General features: G+C 59.5%; 14 protein-coding genes. 5 read left to right on the forward strand and 9 right to left on the reverse strand.

Annotated features, from left to right (window positions below; translation table 11 throughout):
- Positions 1-69: 69 nt before the first annotated feature.
- The 4 genes from ACRER8_RS17770 to ACRER8_RS17785 all read right to left on the reverse strand — a co-directional run bounded on the left by ACRER8_RS17770 (position 70) and on the right by ACRER8_RS17785 (position 5,008).
- Positions 70-1,257, reverse strand: coding sequence for an acyl-CoA dehydrogenase family protein (locus ACRER8_RS17770; protein WP_431747582.1), 1,188 nt, complete (start codon positions 1,255-1,257; stop codon positions 70-72).
- Between the two features lie 86 nt (positions 1,258-1,343).
- On the reverse strand, positions 1,344-2,354 hold the full coding sequence (locus tag ACRER8_RS17775; RefSeq protein WP_431747532.1) for an ABC transporter substrate-binding protein: 1,011 nt from the start codon (positions 2,352-2,354) through the stop codon (positions 1,344-1,346).
- A 468-nt stretch (positions 2,355-2,822) separates the two neighbouring features.
- Positions 2,823-4,403, reverse strand: coding sequence for a rhodanese-related sulfurtransferase (locus ACRER8_RS17780; protein ID WP_431747533.1), 1,581 nt, complete (start codon positions 4,401-4,403; stop codon positions 2,823-2,825).
- Positions 4,403-5,008: a cysteine dioxygenase gene (locus ACRER8_RS17785; RefSeq protein ID WP_431747534.1), complete on the reverse strand. Its 606-nt coding sequence runs from the start codon at positions 5,006-5,008 to the stop codon at positions 4,403-4,405. Before ACRER8_RS17785 ends, ACRER8_RS17780 begins: the two co-directional genes overlap by 1 nt.
- A 203-nt stretch (positions 5,009-5,211) precedes the next feature.
- Here ACRER8_RS17785 and ACRER8_RS17790 point away from each other — a divergent pair, with 203 nt between their 5' ends.
- Both ACRER8_RS17790 and ACRER8_RS17795 read left to right on the forward strand, forming a co-directional pair.
- Positions 5,212-6,117, forward strand: a complete 906-nt coding sequence (locus tag ACRER8_RS17790) for a LysR family transcriptional regulator (RefSeq protein ID WP_431747535.1) — start codon at positions 5,212-5,214, stop codon at positions 6,115-6,117.
- Between the two features lie 122 nt (positions 6,118-6,239).
- Complete coding sequence (locus tag ACRER8_RS17795; protein ID WP_431747536.1) at positions 6,240-7,040, forward strand: class II aldolase/adducin family protein; 801 nt, start codon at positions 6,240-6,242, stop codon at positions 7,038-7,040.
- Between the two features lie 136 nt (positions 7,041-7,176).
- Here ACRER8_RS17795 and ACRER8_RS17800 read toward each other — a convergent pair whose 3' ends face one another.
- Complete coding sequence (locus ACRER8_RS17800; RefSeq protein WP_431747537.1) at positions 7,177-8,265, reverse strand: LLM class flavin-dependent oxidoreductase; 1,089 nt, start codon at positions 8,263-8,265, stop codon at positions 7,177-7,179.
- A gap of 283 nt (positions 8,266-8,548) precedes the next feature.
- Here ACRER8_RS17800 and ACRER8_RS17805 point away from each other — a divergent pair, with 283 nt between their 5' ends.
- Positions 8,549-9,571, forward strand: a complete 1,023-nt coding sequence (locus ACRER8_RS17805; RefSeq protein ID WP_431747538.1) for an ABC transporter substrate-binding protein — start codon at positions 8,549-8,551, stop codon at positions 9,569-9,571.
- A 151-nt stretch (positions 9,572-9,722) separates the two neighbouring features.
- Here ACRER8_RS17805 and ACRER8_RS17810 read toward each other — a convergent pair whose 3' ends face one another.
- The 3 genes from ACRER8_RS17810 to ACRER8_RS17820 form a co-directional block, all read right to left on the reverse strand.
- Positions 9,723-10,133 carry a PA2817 family protein gene (locus ACRER8_RS17810; RefSeq protein WP_431747539.1) on the reverse strand — a complete coding sequence of 137 codons (411 nt, stop codon included), beginning with the start codon at positions 10,131-10,133 and terminating at the stop codon, positions 9,723-9,725.
- Positions 10,134-10,243: 110 nt separating this feature from the next.
- Positions 10,244-10,459, reverse strand: a complete 216-nt coding sequence (locus tag ACRER8_RS17815; RefSeq protein ID WP_431747540.1) for a hypothetical protein — start codon at positions 10,457-10,459, stop codon at positions 10,244-10,246.
- A 216-nt stretch (positions 10,460-10,675) separates the two neighbouring features.
- On the reverse strand, positions 10,676-13,120 hold the full coding sequence (locus ACRER8_RS17820; RefSeq protein WP_431747541.1) for an acyl-CoA dehydrogenase: 2,445 nt from the start codon (positions 13,118-13,120) through the stop codon (positions 10,676-10,678).
- Between the two features lie 493 nt (positions 13,121-13,613).
- On the opposite strand from ACRER8_RS17820, the gene ACRER8_RS17825 reads away from it, so the two are divergent.
- Both ACRER8_RS17825 and ACRER8_RS17830 read left to right on the forward strand, forming a co-directional pair.
- Positions 13,614-14,546, forward strand: a complete 933-nt coding sequence (locus tag ACRER8_RS17825; RefSeq protein ID WP_431747542.1) for an ABC transporter ATP-binding protein — start codon at positions 13,614-13,616, stop codon at positions 14,544-14,546.
- Positions 14,543-15,322: an ABC transporter permease gene (locus tag ACRER8_RS17830; protein WP_431747543.1), complete on the forward strand. Its 780-nt coding sequence runs from the start codon at positions 14,543-14,545 to the stop codon at positions 15,320-15,322. Before ACRER8_RS17825 ends, ACRER8_RS17830 begins: the two co-directional genes overlap by 4 nt.
- A 395-nt stretch (positions 15,323-15,717) precedes the next feature.
- Here ACRER8_RS17830 and ACRER8_RS17835 read toward each other — a convergent pair whose 3' ends face one another.
- Positions 15,718-16,233, reverse strand: a complete 516-nt coding sequence (locus ACRER8_RS17835) for a DUF2062 domain-containing protein (protein ID WP_431747544.1) — start codon at positions 16,231-16,233, stop codon at positions 15,718-15,720.
- Positions 16,234-16,290: the final 57 nt, after the last annotated feature.

Here is a 16,290-nt window from a genome sequence, read left to right on the forward strand (position 1 = left end):
CGGAAATCGCATCCCGCAGCGAAACGCGCATCTTTCACCAGAGCAGCCGATCTGTCGACCTCCTATGTGTCACGCCTGCTCCTTCCTCCCCGCAAATACCGCCTTGCCTACTCCCTGCAACACCACATCGTTCTGCGGCGTATGCACGCGGCCGCAGATCACGTTGCGGTAATGCCGTTGCAGCGGGTTGCTGCGCGAGAGGCCGGGATTGCCGGTGGCCTCGACGGCCAATTCAACGGCACGAATCGCGTTGGAGGTCACCAGGTACTTGATCTGCGACGCATGGCTGGCGGGTGTCAGACCGTGGGTGGCGGATTCGATCAGGGTGCGATTGGCGAACAACAGCGTGTCGATGTGGCCGACCGCTTCCTGAAAGCGTGGCAGGGTCGACAACGCTGCGCCGAGATTCGACGGCTGGCGCGTCTCCAGAAACGCCACCAGCCAGTCCCGCGCCGATTGCGCGATGCCGTCGTAGACCGATGACAGCAGCACCGACATCCACAGCACACCCGTCGCGTCCAGTTCCGGTTGCGCCGAACTCGCCGGGCTAACATTGACCGCGTGCTCCAGCGGCACCAGCACATCCTCGAACACCACTTGATGACTGCACGTCGCGCGCATGCCCAGGTGATCCCAGTCCTCGACGATACGCACGCCGGGGCTGTCCTTACGCACCAGCCAAACCCCCACCAGTGGATCGGCGTCATCACTGCGAGCCCACACATTGAACCAGGTCAGGCCGTGGCTGCCGGTCGAGTAGATTTTCCGGCCGCTGATCCGCCAGCCCTCGGCCGTACGACGGGCAGTGGTGGCTGGCAGGCCGCCGCGTGAAGGCGAGCCGAGGTCCGGTTCGACCCGCAAGGCGTTGAGCAGCGCGCCATGGTTGACTGCATCCAGCGCGACCTGTCGGCGCAGGTGCTCTGGCCAGTTCGGAGTCAGCTGCAGGCGGGCATGTTGCAGGTATTGCATGACCAGAATCAGCGCGGTCGACGGCTCGCCCCGGGCAACGGCGCTGATCACCTGTTGCGCCTGCTTGAGACCCGCACCGCCGCCGCCCAGAGCGCTGGGAACCGTCAGGGCGAGCAGGTTGTGTTCATGCAGCAAGCGAAAATTGTCGTGGGGGAATTCACCGCTGGCGTCGTAGCGTTGTGCGGTGGCGGCCAGAGCCTCCGTGATGCCTTGAAGACGAGCGAGAAATGCCGCTTCGCTTTCGACATCGAGCCGCTCGGCGGTCTGTCGATTCAATCCAGCACTCATGCCAGAATCCGCGCCATCCTGGAGCATTGCGCCGAGTTCGAGTTGACGACGTGTACCCATGGAATTGACCTCCTTGAGTCGATCGCTTAGCGCGCAGCTTGCGAGTTTTTCTGCTCTGCCGCTTGTTCGGCAGCCAGGCGAATGGCATTGAATTGCGGATCGAAGCCGTTGGAGACATCGACATGCTTGTTGAGAATGCCTTCGCGCTGGTAGATGTCGGCGGTGCTCTGCAGGCCTTGCACCACGCTATCATCGATGCTCACGCGCTCCATTCTGGTATCGCGGTTGACGGCCAGATGCACTTCCAGCGGCAGGCCGGTGACCTTGGTCTGGGCTGCGGCGTACTCCTTGGGATGGGCGTTGACCCAGCGATAGGCGCGGTCCAGGCGTACGACAAAATCGTCGAGTTGCGCGCGTTTCTCTGCAATCGCCTTGCTGGTCGCGGCGAGGTAAGAATGATTGGTCAACAAGTTCGGGCCATTGGGCAGAATGCGCGCGCCGCTTTGGGTGGCAACGGTGGTGTAGGGCGCCCAGGTGGCCCAGGCGTCGGCATCCCCGTTGTCGAGGATCAGTCGCGACTCGCTCGGCAGCAGGTAGACAAACTTGACATCACTGGTCTTCAAGCCGGCTTCGTCGAGCGCACGAATCGCCAGGTAATGACCGATCGAGCCGCGTCCGGTGACGATGCGCTTGCCCTTGAGGTCGGCCACGGATTTGATCGGCGAGTCGTTACGCACGATCAACGCGGTGGTGTAGCGGCCGTTGACGTGAGTGATGCTGATCACTTTCAGCGAAGCGCCAGCGCCCAGTGCAAATACGTACGGCGCATCACCCAGCGCGCCGACATCGACTGCGCCAGCGTTCAGCGCTTCACCCAAAGGTGAGGCGGAAGGGAATTCGGAAAATTTGATCTCGTAAGGCACGTCCTTCAGCTCGCCGGAGACTTCCAGCAATACCTTAAGTGCCGATTTCTGGTTGGCCACCAGCAGCGGTTGCAGCGCGTCGGCGGCCTGGCTGTATTGGCCAAAAGACAACGCCAGCAGTGCCCCCAGCAGAAGGTTTCTGGCGCGGAACGTTTTTGAAATAGGGGCGGACATGACGCGTGTCTCCAGGCTTGGACAATGGGTTCTAAGCCTCCGCCTAGAGAAGGGGTCGGCCAAGGGTTATGACCTTATGCCTATAAGAAACAGATGAGAAGTATCTTTTGGTTATAAGTTAATTATGTAATTGGGTGATTTAGAAGGATTCTAATATTAATTTATTGCATTTTAATCCCTTTCCAAAGTACCTCTTTCAGCAGTATGGCTTGCCGGCGGCCGCGTGTTTGGAGTCACCACCGGCAAGCCGTGCTGCCTGTATGTTGTTTCGGTGCCGAGGAAAAATACCAAGGCTCATACAAGCGCCGAGTTGTAGGAGCCGGCTTGCTGGCGAACCGGCTGTGTCAGGCACTGCTAGATTTGACGATATACCCCGTTCGCCAGCAAGCCGGCTCCTACAGCGTCAGGCGGTCCTTGGGAGAACGCTACCGGCGACAAGCCGAGCTGCTACAGGTCCGGTATTCGTGGCTAGATCACTTTGAACCCATGCGTGCCGTCACGACCAAGTTGTTCCACCAACCCGAATTCCCAGTCCAGGTACGCCTGCATCGCTTCACGCGGGGCATCGGTGCCTTCATAAGGGCGGCGGTAGCGGTCGATACGCGGAGAGGCCAGGTGGCTTTCGCCGCTTTCCAGCTCGAACCCGGCAGCAATCCAACTGGCTGTACCGTCCTTGAGCAGAAATACCGGTTTGCCTGTCAGCGCTTCGACTTCCGGCACCGCCAGCCGCGCCAGCTTGCTGCTGCCACAGGTCAGAACATAGCGCTCGGCGGCGGGAATCTTGCGCAATGCATTGGACAGGTCGGCGCGTAAGGTCCACCAGGCTCCGGGAATGTGCTGCTTCACATAGTTGGCGCTGGCGGTGAAATCCAGTACCGCCACGCCGCCATGCTGTTGCCATTGCTGCAAGGTGTCGGCGCTGATTTCCTCGACCTGCCAGGGCGTAGGAATCGGCGCATTCCACGCGCCTTTTTCGCTGAAATCCTGTGGCCTGAGATCGTCGAGTACGAACACTTCCCAACCCAACTGCGCCAGCCACGAGGCCGACATATTGGCCCGCACGCCGTCGTCGTCCGCCAATGCGATCCGCGCGCCACGTACGCTGGCGTAGTGATCGGTTTCCTGCACCAACTGGCCGCCCGGCGTCGAACGCGCTCCCGGCAAATGACCGGCTTCGAATTCCTCCGGGGTGCGCACATCGAACAGATACGTGGTGCGGGTTGTCTCGGATTGCCACGTGTGCAGGTCGGCGCGCGTGCCGCGTTTTACACCCGCGTTGTCGGCGACCTTGCGAGCGTCGGCGCGCGCGGTCTCCAGCGTTTTTTCGCTGACGGCGGGGAAGCGGCGGGCCTGGCCGTGATCCAGCGTCTGCCCGGCCAGCAACCAGCCGATGGTGCCATTGCGCAAGGCAGAAATCGGATTGGGCAGACCGGCATTGACCAGCGATTGCGTGCCGATGATGCTGCGCGTGCGTCCCGCGCAGTTGACGATGATGCGGGTCTTGGGATCCGGCGCCAGCTCACGGGCGCGCAATACCAGCTCGGCGCCAGGCACGCTGACGCCGGTGGGAATGCTCATGGTCTGGTATTCGTCGAAGCGCCGGGCATCGAGCACCACCACGTCGGCTTTGCTGTCGAGCAGCTGTTTCACTTCTTCGGCCGCCAGCGACGGGGTATGGCGATGATGCTCCACCAATTCGCCGAATGCCTTGCTCGGCACGTTGACATCAATGAACAGCTCGCCGCCCGCATCACGCCAGCCCTGCAACCCGCCTTCGAGCAGTTTGACGTCGCTGTAACCCAGGTCCGAGAGGTGGGCGAGGGCAGGCTGGACCAGGCCTTCGCCGTTGTCGTAGAGCGTGATCGCGGTATCGCGACGCGGGATGCGCGACAGCACTTCCAGCTCCAGTTTCGACAGCGGGATGTTGGCGGCGAACAGCGGGTGAGCTTCGGCGAACGGTGCTTCTTCGCGCACGTCTACCAGGGCCACTTCCTCACCGGCCAGCAGGGCTTTGCGAATATCGGCGAATGATCGTGTGCTTTGAGTCATTAGGCTTGGTTCTCTTTGGACAGGTCCCAGATGTTCGGGAGGTAAGCGTTCGAATAGCCGGAAATGAACAGTTTTTCGCTACCGTCAGCTTGATAGACGGCGCGCTTCACAGCGCCAATATTAGCGCCGTAGACATGAATGCTGATCGACACCCGATCGTCGAACGCATTGCTGACCTGGTGGATGTCGTTGCTGCGCGGGGACAGGGTTTCGACATGACCGGGTTCCAGGCGGATGGCCGGGCCTTCCTGTTCCAGGCGGCCGTCAGCGCTGCGGGCGAAGCCTTGCGAATACTCGGCGCCGCGCAACATGCCGATCAGTCCCCAGACGCGGTGATCGTGAATCGGCGTGCTCTGACCAGGTCCCCAGACAAAACTGACAATGGAGAAGCGCTGGCGGGAATCGGCATGCAGCAGAAATTGCTGATAACGCGTCGGGTCCGGGATGGCGAATTCGTCGGGCAGCCAGTCGTCATAGCGTACCAATTGCCCCAGCAGCTGACCGCCGCGGTGCAGCAGATCGCCTTCGCGCGGGTTACTGTCGATCAGTTCGGCCAGCGCACCGATGAAAGCCCGGAGTCGTTCGGGGTGTCGGGGTTGGGTCATTTGAGTTCCGTTGGCAGGGACATTGCAGATTCAGTTGACCAATATAAGCATAATACAGGCGCTTAATATGCTATTTATTGATGATTAGGTTATAACGAAAAAGCATTTCATAACTGCTGGGCAGGTTGACGGGGTATCCAGCCAGCACGTTTGGAATTATGCTTTTTGCCTATCTTGTTTCTCTTTTTCCATGTGCGAACCGAATGAAAATTGATGATATCGATGCCTTTGTGGCAGTGATTCGCTGCCAGTCGATCAGCCACGCGGCCGAATCGCTGGACCTGACACAGCCGGCAATCACCCGCCGCGTACAGAATTTCGAGCAGGCGCTAGGGGTCGAATTGTTCGACCGCAACACCAAGCCGCTCAAGCCGACGGCGATGGGGCTGCAGGTCTATCAGAAGTGTCTGGCCATCCTGCGGGAAATGGATTCGTTGCGTGAACTGGTGGCCAGTGATACGCCGCCCAGCGGTCTGTTGCGGCTGGGCGTGCCACAAACCATAGGCGATGTGGTGCTGCTCGATGCGCTGAAGCATCTACGCGGGCAATTTCCCGAATTGCGTGCGCAGGTAGTGACCGGCTGGGGCAGTCATCTGATCGGCAAGATCGAGAATGGCGAACTCGACGCTGCGGCGGCGTTGTTCCCGGCCGGCAAGATTTTCCCCGAAGGCATCATCGGCGAGTCCATCGGCAAGATGGAGCTGGTGATGGTTTGCGCCAGGGAGCGTTTGCCGAAGAAGCCAATCAAGCTCTGCGACTGTTACGACCAGGGCTTTGTGCTCAACCCCGACGGCTGCGGCTTTCGCGCGGGATTGCAGCGCACACTGGCCGATCAGGGGTTAGGCATGAAGGTCAATCTGGAGACCTTTGGCACCGAACTGCAGTTGGGGTTGGTGGCTGACGGGATGGGCCTGGGGCTAGTGCCGCGTCCTTTGTTCGAACGCAGCGCTCATCGGGATCTGCTGGCGGTGGTACCGCTCAAGGATTTCAAGCCGGTGATGGACCTGTGGCTGATCTACCCGCGTTTCCTGGGCAATCTGCAGGCACCGGTGGCCTCGTTCGGTACGCTTGTGGCCGAGGCCATGAAGCAGACGCGAGAGGCGGCGTGAGTGCGCTCGTGAGAAATAAAAAATATTGATAATTAGCTTAGAAGAAAATGTGATTGTTAAACATTTTCCGACACGCATAGGCTCCCTCGATACGTCAACTCACGACCTTTAGGGAGTCATGCATGAGCAATGTCAGTTCTTTGCCCGTTCAATCCAGTTCAAGCGATGTGCGTGATCGGGTCAGCCCCGAAGAGTGGGAGGTACGGGTCAAGCTTGCCGCAGCGTATCGCATCGCCGCGCTCAAACGCTGGACTGACCACATCTATACGCACTTTTCGGCGCGGGTGCCTGGTCCGGACGAGCATTTCCTGATCAACGCGTTCGGCCTGCTGTTCGATGAAATCACCGCGTCGAATCTGGTCAAGGTCGACATCGACGGCACCATCGTCGACGACCCCACCGGCCTTGGCATCAACCATGCGGGCTACGTTATCCACAGTGCCATTCACGCGGCGCGGCCGGATCTGCAAGCAGTGCTGCACACTCATACTCGCGACGGAATCGCGGTTTCGGCGCAGAAGAACGGCCTGCTGCTGATCTCCCAGCATTCCCTCGGTTTCTCAGGGCGCGTGGCCTATCACGGTTATGAAGGCATCGCGCAGGACTTGGGCGAGCGCGAGCGACTGGTCGCTGATCTGGGTGACAAGAGTGTGATGATCCTGCGCAACCACGGCCTGCTGACAGGGGGCATCAGCGTCGAGCATGCGTTTCAGCAACTGCACAACCTGGAATATGCCTGCAACATCCAGATCGCCGCGCAGGCAGCGGGCAACGCCGAGCTGATTTTCCCGCCGCAAGAGGTGGTGAAGAAAGTCGAGGAGCAGGCCAAGGTCATCAAGAGCGGCACCGGGCCGGGTGTGGTACGGCACTGGAATGCGTTGATCCGTGAGCTGGATCGGCATGGGACGGCGTATCAGGAGTGAAGCCGGATCAGCGTACATTGTCCTCCTGTGGGAGCGAATTCATTCGCGAAAGGGGGTACAGCCGATGGAAATCTGCCGGATGTACCCACCTCTCGCGACTGAATCCGCTCCCACAGCGGCATTCGGTGCCTGGAAGCTACGCCACCTTTTCCTGCTTCTCCCGCTCGCGCTTGGCAACCAGCTCGCGGGTGAGGGGGATGAGTTTTTTGCCGTAATCGATTGCGTCTTCCAGCGGGTCGAAGCCCCGGATCAGGAAGGTGGTGATCCCCAGATCGTAATAGTCGAGCAACGCCTCGGCCACCTGTTCGGCAGTCCCCACCAGTGAAGTCGAATTGCCCTTGGCGCCTAGCAGCCCGGCGATGCCTGTCCAAAGGCGCTTGTCCAGACGCGCCCCTTGCGCGGCCGCTTCCAGCAAACGCTTCGAACCTTCATTCGGCGGCTCACGGCGTTGAAAACCGGACGCCTGTGCCAATGACTTCGCGCGTTCCAGAATGCTGTCGGCCCGTGCCCAGGCTTTTTCTTCAGTCTCTGCCAGAATCGGTCGCAGCGACAGGCTGAAACGTACCGTGCGGCCATGCTTTGCAGCCTCAGCCCGGACCTGTTTGACGATATCTCTGACCTGTTCATAGGTTTCGCCCCACAAGGCATACACATCGGCATGCTTGCCCGCGACCTCGATGGCTGCCTGGGACGCGCCGCCGAAGTACAGTGGAATGTGCGGCTGCTGTGGCGATTTGACCAGCGAATGCGCGCCTTCGAACTGATAATACTTGCCGTGATGGTCGAACGGTTTTTCCGCCGTCCACTCCTGCCGCACCACGCTCAGGTATTCGTCGGTGCGCGCATAACGCTCGTCCTTGCCGATGAAGCTGCCGTCGCCCCGCAGCTCTTTATCGTCGCCACCAGTGATGATATGCACGGCAGTGCGCCCACCATTGAATACATCCAATGTCGCAAATTGCCTGGCCGCCACGGTCGGGGAAATGAAGCCAGGGCGATGGGCGATCAGGAACTTCAATTTCGTGGTCACGCTGGCAGCATGGGCGGCCACGAAGGCGCTGTCTGGGCTATTGGAGTGATATGCCACGAGCGCGCGATCGAAACCGGCTTGTTCATGGGCACGCGCGACTTTTTCGACGTACTCGGGCTGAACCGTCTGACCGCTGCGCGGGTGGATTTCCGAGAAGGGCTGGGTGGCGATGTAACCGATGAATTCAACGCTCATGGGCAATTCCTGTGTTTATAAACCGAGGACGCGCGGGCATTCGCGCGAGCCAGTCAGCAACATAGGGGTATGACGCGGCGCTGTGAAATTCGATTTGGCGCTAAGCTAATTATAAAAATAACGCATCAAATAATTTTCAAAGATCAAAAAAGCTGAGTATTAGCTTATTCCCAATCGACATTTCACGACGATTTTTTATGCGTTTACGATGGCTTTAATCTCCGGGCCGCGTTCTATAGCGCGCTCGTTCCTGTCTCTATCTGGTCTGCAAGGATGTCGTTGTATGGGGTTTATCGGTCGGAAGTTGGCCCGCCAGAGTGCCGCGTTGCTGTTGTCTTTCGCTGTATTGCTATTGTCTGGATGCGACGATGAGGGCAACAAACAGGCGTCAGCGACCGAGGCAGTCGATTGGTCGAAGGTCAAGCTGATCCTGGGTGATCAGGCCAAGGGCTTGCGCACCGTAGTCGACGCTTCCAAAGCCTTCGATGGCATTCCGTATCAGGTCGAATGGGCCAATTTTCAGGGCGCCGCGCCACTCTTTGAAGCGTTACGCGCCGGAGCCGTGGATCTGGCACCCGCTGGCGATACGCCGGTTCTGGCGGCTGCAACCGGCGGCACGCCGCTGCGGATCGTCGCGGTGCGCCGAGGCCAGGGACGCAGCATCGGCATTTTGGTGCCACCCGATTCCGACATCAAAACTGTGGCCGACCTCAAAGGTCGCAGCGTTTCGATTTCCTCGGCGCGGGGCAGTATTTCCCAGTACCTGTTGATCCGTGCGCTGGAAAACGCCGGGGTCAAGGAGTCCGACGTCAACATCGGCTTTGTCATGCCAACCGATGCGCTGTCAGCCTTTCACGGGGGCAAGATCGACGCTTGGGCGACATTCGGGATCTATCAGGCCTTCGCCGAAGAAAATGGCGCGCGACTGTTGTTGAGCGGGGAGGGGATCAACACCGGCCTGACCTTCATCACAGCGTCGGATAATGCGCTGGCGGACAAGATCAAGCGTCAGGCACTCAACGATGTATTGCAGCGTTTGGCCAAGGCTTTTGATTGGGCTCGGGCCAACCCGGAGCAGTACGCCCAGGTCTTTTCCAGCGCCAACAACGTGCCCTTGCCGGTCTCGCAACGTTTGCAGAGTTGGGGAGTGGAGTCGCTGCAACCGGTCGAGGCCGCGGACGTCACGGCGTTGCAGGGTGTGGACGATCTGTTTGTGGCCAAGAAGATATTTCCGAAACCGGTGCAGGTTTCGGGGCTGGTGGATCGGGAGGTATTCCCGAGCAAGCATGGGGTTTTGCTGCGCTGAAGAAGTGAATAGCCCCCACTGTGGGAGCGAACTCGTTCGCAAGAAGGTGTATTGATCGAAAAATTTCTTTTGGCCGATCAATCCATCGCGAGTGAGTTCGCTCCTATACGGGATGGGGCATTGTGTGAACGGTGTCGATCAGGCAACTCGCTTAATGACGCGGCCCGTCCTGGCCCATCGACAGTAGCTGCTTCTCCTGGTCCCAGTCGAACGGTTCTTCGTTCTCCTGGGCCTCGAAGCGACGCTCTTCTAGCGCGGTGTACAGGTCGATTTCTTCGTCGGGCATGAAGTGCAGGCAGTCGCCGCCGAAGTACCAAAGCAGGTCGCGCGGCACGAGGTGGGCGATTTGCGGGTAGCGTTGGATCACCTGGCACAACAGGTCCTGACCCAGATACTGGCTTTCGATCGGCTCGCGTGGCAGCAGCTCGATCAACTCGTCATAACGCTCCAGAAACAGCGCATGACTTTCTTCGGGCACCTGTTCGGCTTCACCGAGCGCGACCAGAATGCCGCGCAGGTGCGTCAGCAGGTTGAGAGTGCGGTCGAGATTGGCGTCGGCCATGATGAAGTCCTCAGAGACAAAAACAGGCGCGAGAGTATAGATCCCGGAGCGGGCGACCGATACCCCAATGAGGACGGGCCTGGATGGCCGACGCGTGTTTGCTCGTCAGCTCAATGCCATAACCCGGCCAGGTAACGATGCCCGGCCTCGGTCAGCGCCAGATGAGTGCAGGTAAGGTCGGCGTTGTGTTCGGAACTGGGCCGCCGCGTGACGAAGCCGATGAGCAGCAGGGTTTGCAGAGTCTGGGTGGGCTTGCCGCTGTAGAGTTCCTCCCCCGAGGCGATTTCAGCGAGCAGGCAGCGATGAGTCATGCGTTGGTCGATCATGATGCTTCCCCTTGGTGTTTTCTTGTTGTTATCGGGGAGTGTAGGACAGTCTTTGGGGATGTGCAGGCTAGAGCGGCGGATTCGTGATGAAGGCGTGGAGCAGCGCAGAACCTGTGGGAGCGAATTCAATCACGATGAGTGTTACAGCCCACGCATTTGCGTCGGATGTACGGGCCTCTCGCGAATGAATTCGCTCTCACAGGGTTGACTCCATATTCAGCGAACCTTGCCCTCTGAAGCTTTCAACGCCTCCTTGTCAAAATCATCCACATCGATGACCTTGCGCCGTGCCGCTTCGGCTGCGCGCAGTTTCTCGGCTTCGACCGGTTGCAGTACGCCGACATTGAGCGCCGCGTCGATCACGTGTTCGCCGCCAGCGGCCTTGACCTGACCGCTCTTGATCCCGTGATGCAGCTTGCTGTGCAGCGCCTTGACGCCGGTAAGCAGATCCGCCGCGTGCTGCAGCGCGCCCACCGGGTCGTTTTCCGAGGTCGGGCGATAGCAACCGGCGAGCACCGATTCCAGCGCGGGATCGCCCTTGCCGCGCCCGATGATAGCCGCGACCTCGGCATCCAGCGCGTCCGATGGGCCTTTGTGACGACGGCCCAGAGGGAACACGATGACCCGCAGCAGAGCGCCGAGAATCCGATTCGGGAAGTTGCTGAGCAGCTCATCCAGCGCACGCTCCGACTCGCCGAGGGCTTCTTCCATGGACCAGCGGAACAACGGCACCAGCGCCTCTGGGTAATCCAGATCGTGATAACGCTTGAGTGCCGCCGAAGCCAGGTACAGGTGACTCAGCACATCGCCAAGGCGTGCCGACAGACGCTCGCGGCGTTTCAATTCACCACCGAGCAACATCATGCTCAAGTCGGCAAGCATCGCAAAGGCCGCGGCCTGACGGTTGAGCGCGCGGAAATAACCTTGGCTCAGGCGATCCCCCGGCATGCTTTCAAAGTGACCCAGACCAAGGTTAAGCACCAGCGTGCTGGCGGCATTGCGTACTGCGAAGCCGATGTGTTGCAGCAGTAAATCGTCGAATTCCACTACGGCGCGATCATGATCCTCACGTCCTGCGAGGGCCATTTCCTTCAACACGAATGGATGGCAGCGGATTGCACCTTGGCCGAAGATCATCAGGTTCCGTGACAGGATGTTCGCGCCTTCCACGGTGATGAAGATCGGCGCGCCTTGCCACGAACGCCCCAGATAATTGTTCGGGCCCATGATGATGCCCTTGCCGCCGTGCACGTCCATCGCGTGGGTAATGCACTCGCGGCCACGTTCGGTGAGGTGGTATTTCAGAATCGCCGATAACACCGACGGCTTCTCGCCCTGGTCCACGGCGTTGGCGGTTAACATGCGCGCGCTGTCCATCAGCCAGGCGTTGCCGCCGATGCGTGCCAGGGATTCCTGAATGCCCTCGAAAGCCGCGAGCGGCACGTTAAATTGCTCGCGAATCTGCGTGTACTGGCCGGTCACGAGACTGGTGTATTTGGCGGCGCCGGTTCCGACCGCAGGCAGGGAAATCGAACGGCCCACTGACAGACAATTCATCAGCATCATCCAGCCCTTGCCGAGCATGTCCTGGCCACCGATCAGGTAGTCCAGCGGGATGAACACATCCTTGCCGGAATTGGGGCCGTTCATGAAGGCGGCACCCAATGGCAGGTGACGGCGGCCGATTTCCACGCCAGGGGTGTCGGTGGGAATCAGCGCCAGGCTGATGCCCAGATCCTCTTGCTCGCCCAACAGATGCTCGGGATCGAATGCCTTGAATGCCAGGCCGAGCAAGGTCGCGATGGGACCCAGAGTGATATAGCGTTTTTCCCAGTTCAAGCGCAGGCCGATGACTTCTTCGCCTTGCCACTGGCCCTTGCAGATGATCCCGGTGTCGGGCATCGCACCCGCATCTGAACCGGCCAACGGGCCAGTCAGCGCAAAGCACGGAATATCGTCGCCGCGAGCCAGGCGCGGCAGGTAATGGTTGCGCTGCTCCTCAGTGCCGTAATGCAGCAGCAGTTCCGCAGGACCGAGCGAGTTCGGCACCATTACCGTGGAGGCCAAATCGCCGCTGCGGGTCGCCAGCTTCATCGCCACTTGCGAGTGGGCGTAGGCCGAGAAGCCTTTGCCGCCGTATTCCTTGGGAATGATCAGGGCGAAGAAGCCATGTTCCTTGATATGCGTCCAGGCTTCGGGCGGAAGGTCCATCGCCTGACCGATTTCCCAGTCGCTGACCAGTGCGCAGAGCTCGTTGGTCGGCCCGTCGATGAAGGCCTGTTCTTCCTCGCTCAGCTGGCTTTTCGGATAGGCGAGCAGGGTGTCCCAGTTGGGACGACCGCTGAACAGTTCGCCGTCCCACCAGACCGTACCCGCATCGATGGCATCGCGTTCGGTTTCGGACATCGGCGGCAGCACTTTCTGAAACCAGGCGAACATCGGCGCGCTGAAATATTTGCGACGCAGATCAGGCAGGACTAGAGGCAGCGCCACCGCCAGCCACAGGAGCCACGGGATGATCATCCAGCCATGGGCATGACTGAAAGCACCCATCGCCAACAGGTAAACCGCCACGATACCCAAGGCAGGGAAGGGGGCGACGCGCCGATGAGCCAGCCAGGCCACGCCTAGCACCAGAATCACGATCCACAACAACAGCATAAGATTCCCTCCGAGATGACGGCGAAACGGAGCGCCATCGACACCACGGGCAGCCGCTCTGGCCCGCGCATCGTTAGTGACCCCACGCCCTCGGTGGAGTTCGAGCGCTGGCCGATGCGCTTGAAGATGTGGCTCGAATACCCCCTTCGGGACGCAGTCGGAGTAGACTTGCCGCCCGCAGGCATATGCCGGCAATGGATGTCAGCGCACGGATACATCCCTAATTTCGAGGGAGGCCGACGCCCAGAAACATTCGTCCAACGTTCAACACATGCTGCGGTCGAAGCAGAATCGGCGCTAACAGCGTTAGATTAATAACCACTATCAATAGAACTCGCTGTACTTGCGCGGGCTCGACAAGCAACATTGTCAGCTTCGCCAGATTTGCAACGGATTGTTTCGAGGTAGCGGTGTCGCGGCCCGGATCAGTGCGATAGCCAGGCTTTTGTATTCGTATTTTTCTTCCTTTCCTTTTATTGGTGTGTTTTCAGTCATGAGTTCAGCTCTGTCCATCCGGCAGCTAACCAAGACCTACGGCAACGGTTTCCAGGCCCTCAAGGGTATCGATCTGGATGTTGCCGAGGGTGATTTCTTCGCATTGCTCGGCCCAAACGGCGCCGGCAAATCCACCACCATCGGGATCATCTCGACGCTGGTCAACAAGACCACGGGCACGGTGAACATCTTCGGTCATGACCTGGATCGCCACCCGGCGCAGCTCAAGCGCTCGATCGGCGTGGTGCCCCAGGAGTTCAACTTCAACCAGTTCGAGAAGACCTTCGACATCGTCGTGACTCAGGCCGGCTACTATGGCATCCCGCCGAAGATCGCCAAGGAGCGCGCCGAGCAGTATCTGACCCAACTGGGCTTGTGGGACAAGCGCAGCGTGCCGTCGCGTTCGCTGTCCGGCGGCATGAAGCGTCGTCTGATGATTGCCCGCGCGCTGATCCACGAGCCGCGCCTGCTGATCCTCGATGAGCCGACCGCGGGCGTCGATATCGAGCTGCGCCGATCGATGTGGACCTTCCTCACCGAATTGAACGAGAAGGGCATCACCATCATCCTCACCACGCACTATCTGGAAGAGGCTGAGCAGCTGTGCCGCAACATCGGCATCATCGATCAAGGCACGATCGTCGAAAATACCGGCATGAAGACCTTGCTCAACAAGCTGCATGTCGAGACCTTTCTGCTGGACCTGAGGGATCCGATGCGCACCGCGCCGCAGCTCACGGGCTACCCGTCGCGGCTAGTGGATGACCACACGCTGGAAGTGCAGGTCGATAAAACCATCGGCATCACCGCGTTGTTCAGCCAACTGGCGCTGCAGAACGTTCAGGTCTTGAGCCTGCGCAATAAAACCAACCGCCTTGAGGAACTGTTCGTGGGCCTGGTCGAAAAAAATCTGGCGAAGGTGGCGGTATGAGTTCGGAATTGCGCCCCAACCTGATCGCCTTGAACACCATCGTGTACCGCGAAGTCCGTCGTTTCATGCGGATCTGGCCGCAGACCCTGCTGCCGCCCGCGATCACCATGGTTCTGTACTTTGTGATCTTCGGCAACCTGATTGGCCGGCAGATCGGCGATATGGGCGGCTTCACCTACATGCAATACATCGTGCCGGGCCTGATCATGATGTCGGTGATCACCAACTCGTACGGCAACGTGGTTTCCAGTTTCTTCGGCGCCAAGTTCCAGCGCTCGGTGGAGGAACTGATGGTATCGCCGGTGTCGCCGCACACGATTCTGATTGGCTACACCCTCGGTGGCATGCTGCGCGGGTTGATGGTTGGCGTCATCGTCACCATTCTCTCGATGTTTTTCACTGACCTGCAGGTGCATCACTTGGGCGTGACCATCGTCGTAGTGGTGTTGACGGCGACGATCTTCTCGCTGCTGGGCTTCATCAACGCGGTGTTCGCGCGCAATTTTGACGACATCTCGATCATCCCGACCTTCGTGCTGACGCCGCTGACCTACCTGGGCGGGGTGTTCTACTCGATCAACCTGCTGCCGCCGTTCTGGCAGACCGTCTCGCTGGCCAATCCGGTGCTGCACATGGTCAACGCCTTCCGCTTCGGGATTCTGGGTGTGTCGGACATCAGGATCAGCGTCGCCCTGGCGTTCATGATCGTTGCGACCATCGTCCTGTATCTGGGCTGCGCGCGGTTGCTGGTCAGCGGGCGCGGTATGCGACAGTAGCATCCCCTCACGGATCTACCTGCCAGGCATGCAACACACCGTGGGAGCGAATTCATTCGCGATGGGGCGTACAACCGATACATAGCTTTCGGCGGGAAGATTTTCGCGAATGAATTCGCTCCCACAGTTGAGCCCGCGCCAGGCCCACTCTTCGCGGTGCGCCTGGGATTTCTGTGGGAGCGAATTCATTCGCGATGGGGCGTACAGCCGATACATGGCTATCGGCAGAACGATTTTTCGCGAATAAATTCGCTCCCACAGTTGAGTCCGCGGCAAGCCCACTCTTCGCGGCGCCCTTGGGATCTCTGTGGGAGCGAATTCATTCGCGATGGGCGTACAGCCGATACATAGCTTCCGGCAGGACGATTTTTCGCGAATAAATTCGCTTCCACAGTTCAATTGCGTTTCTGTTTTCGCGCGCTCCACTGCCGTCCTACCCACCAGCGCCAGTACGCCATCGTCCCGAAATACCCCACCAGCCCCAGCAGCACTCCCGCGACCACCGAGCCCAGCAGAAACGGCTGCCACAGCGTCGATAATTGCCCGCTGATCCACTCCCAGCTCATTTCATCCGCAAAGCTGCGCGGCGGCAGGCCCATGAGCAGGGCACCGATCTTGTAAGTGCAATAGAACACTGGTGGCATGGTCAGCGGGTTAGTCAGCCAGCACAAACTCACCGCAATGGGCATGTTCGCGCGTACCCAGATCGCCAGAAACGCCGCCAGCAACATCTGTAATGGCATGGGCATTAGGGCTGCGAATAAACCGACCCCCATGGCCCTCGCCACCGAATGGCGATTGAGGTGCCACAGATTCGGGTCGTGCAACAGCTTGCCGAGAAAGCGTAAGGATTTATGTTCCCGGATGCTGTTCGGATCGGGCATGTACCGTTTGATCAGGCGACGTGGCATACAGGAAATCCGGGGCTTGGGGCGGGGAATTCGGGCCAGTATGCATGGATAGTCACA

This window comes from Pseudomonas sp., from assembly GCF_050739935.1.
Taxonomy (GTDB): Bacteria; Pseudomonadota; Gammaproteobacteria; order Pseudomonadales; family Pseudomonadaceae; genus Aquipseudomonas.

Bases quoted from the DNA above. Each gene is read 5' to 3' on its own strand.
- ACRER8_RS17770 (WP_431747582.1), bottom strand. From the start codon at position 1,257: ATGAGTGCTGGATTGAATCGACAGACCGCCGAGCGGCTCGATGTCGAA.
- ACRER8_RS17775 (WP_431747532.1), bottom strand. From the start codon at position 2,354: ATGTCCGCCCCTATTTCAAAAACGTTCCGCGCCAGAAACCTTCTGCTG.
- ACRER8_RS17780 (WP_431747533.1), bottom strand. From the start codon at position 4,403: ATGACTCAAAGCACACGATCATTCGCCGATATTCGCAAAGCCCTGCTG.
- ACRER8_RS17785 (WP_431747534.1), bottom strand. From the start codon at position 5,008: ATGACCCAACCCCGACACCCCGAACGACTCCGGGCTTTCATCGGTGCG.
- ACRER8_RS17790 (WP_431747535.1), top strand. From the start codon at position 5,212: ATGAAAATTGATGATATCGATGCCTTTGTGGCAGTGATTCGCTGCCAG.
- ACRER8_RS17795 (WP_431747536.1), top strand. From the start codon at position 6,240: ATGAGCAATGTCAGTTCTTTGCCCGTTCAATCCAGTTCAAGCGATGTG.
- ACRER8_RS17800 (WP_431747537.1), bottom strand. From the start codon at position 8,265: ATGAGCGTTGAATTCATCGGTTACATCGCCACCCAGCCCTTCTCGGAA.
- ACRER8_RS17805 (WP_431747538.1), top strand. From the start codon at position 8,549: ATGGGGTTTATCGGTCGGAAGTTGGCCCGCCAGAGTGCCGCGTTGCTG.
- ACRER8_RS17810 (WP_431747539.1), bottom strand. From the start codon at position 10,133: ATGGCCGACGCCAATCTCGACCGCACTCTCAACCTGCTGACGCACCTG.
- ACRER8_RS17815 (WP_431747540.1), bottom strand. From the start codon at position 10,459: ATGATCGACCAACGCATGACTCATCGCTGCCTGCTCGCTGAAATCGCC.
- ACRER8_RS17820 (WP_431747541.1), bottom strand. From the start codon at position 13,120: ATGCTGTTGTTGTGGATCGTGATTCTGGTGCTAGGCGTGGCCTGGCTG.
- ACRER8_RS17825 (WP_431747542.1), top strand. From the start codon at position 13,614: ATGAGTTCAGCTCTGTCCATCCGGCAGCTAACCAAGACCTACGGCAAC.
- ACRER8_RS17830 (WP_431747543.1), top strand. From the start codon at position 14,543: ATGAGTTCGGAATTGCGCCCCAACCTGATCGCCTTGAACACCATCGTG.
- ACRER8_RS17835 (WP_431747544.1), bottom strand. From the start codon at position 16,233: ATGCCACGTCGCCTGATCAAACGGTACATGCCCGATCCGAACAGCATC.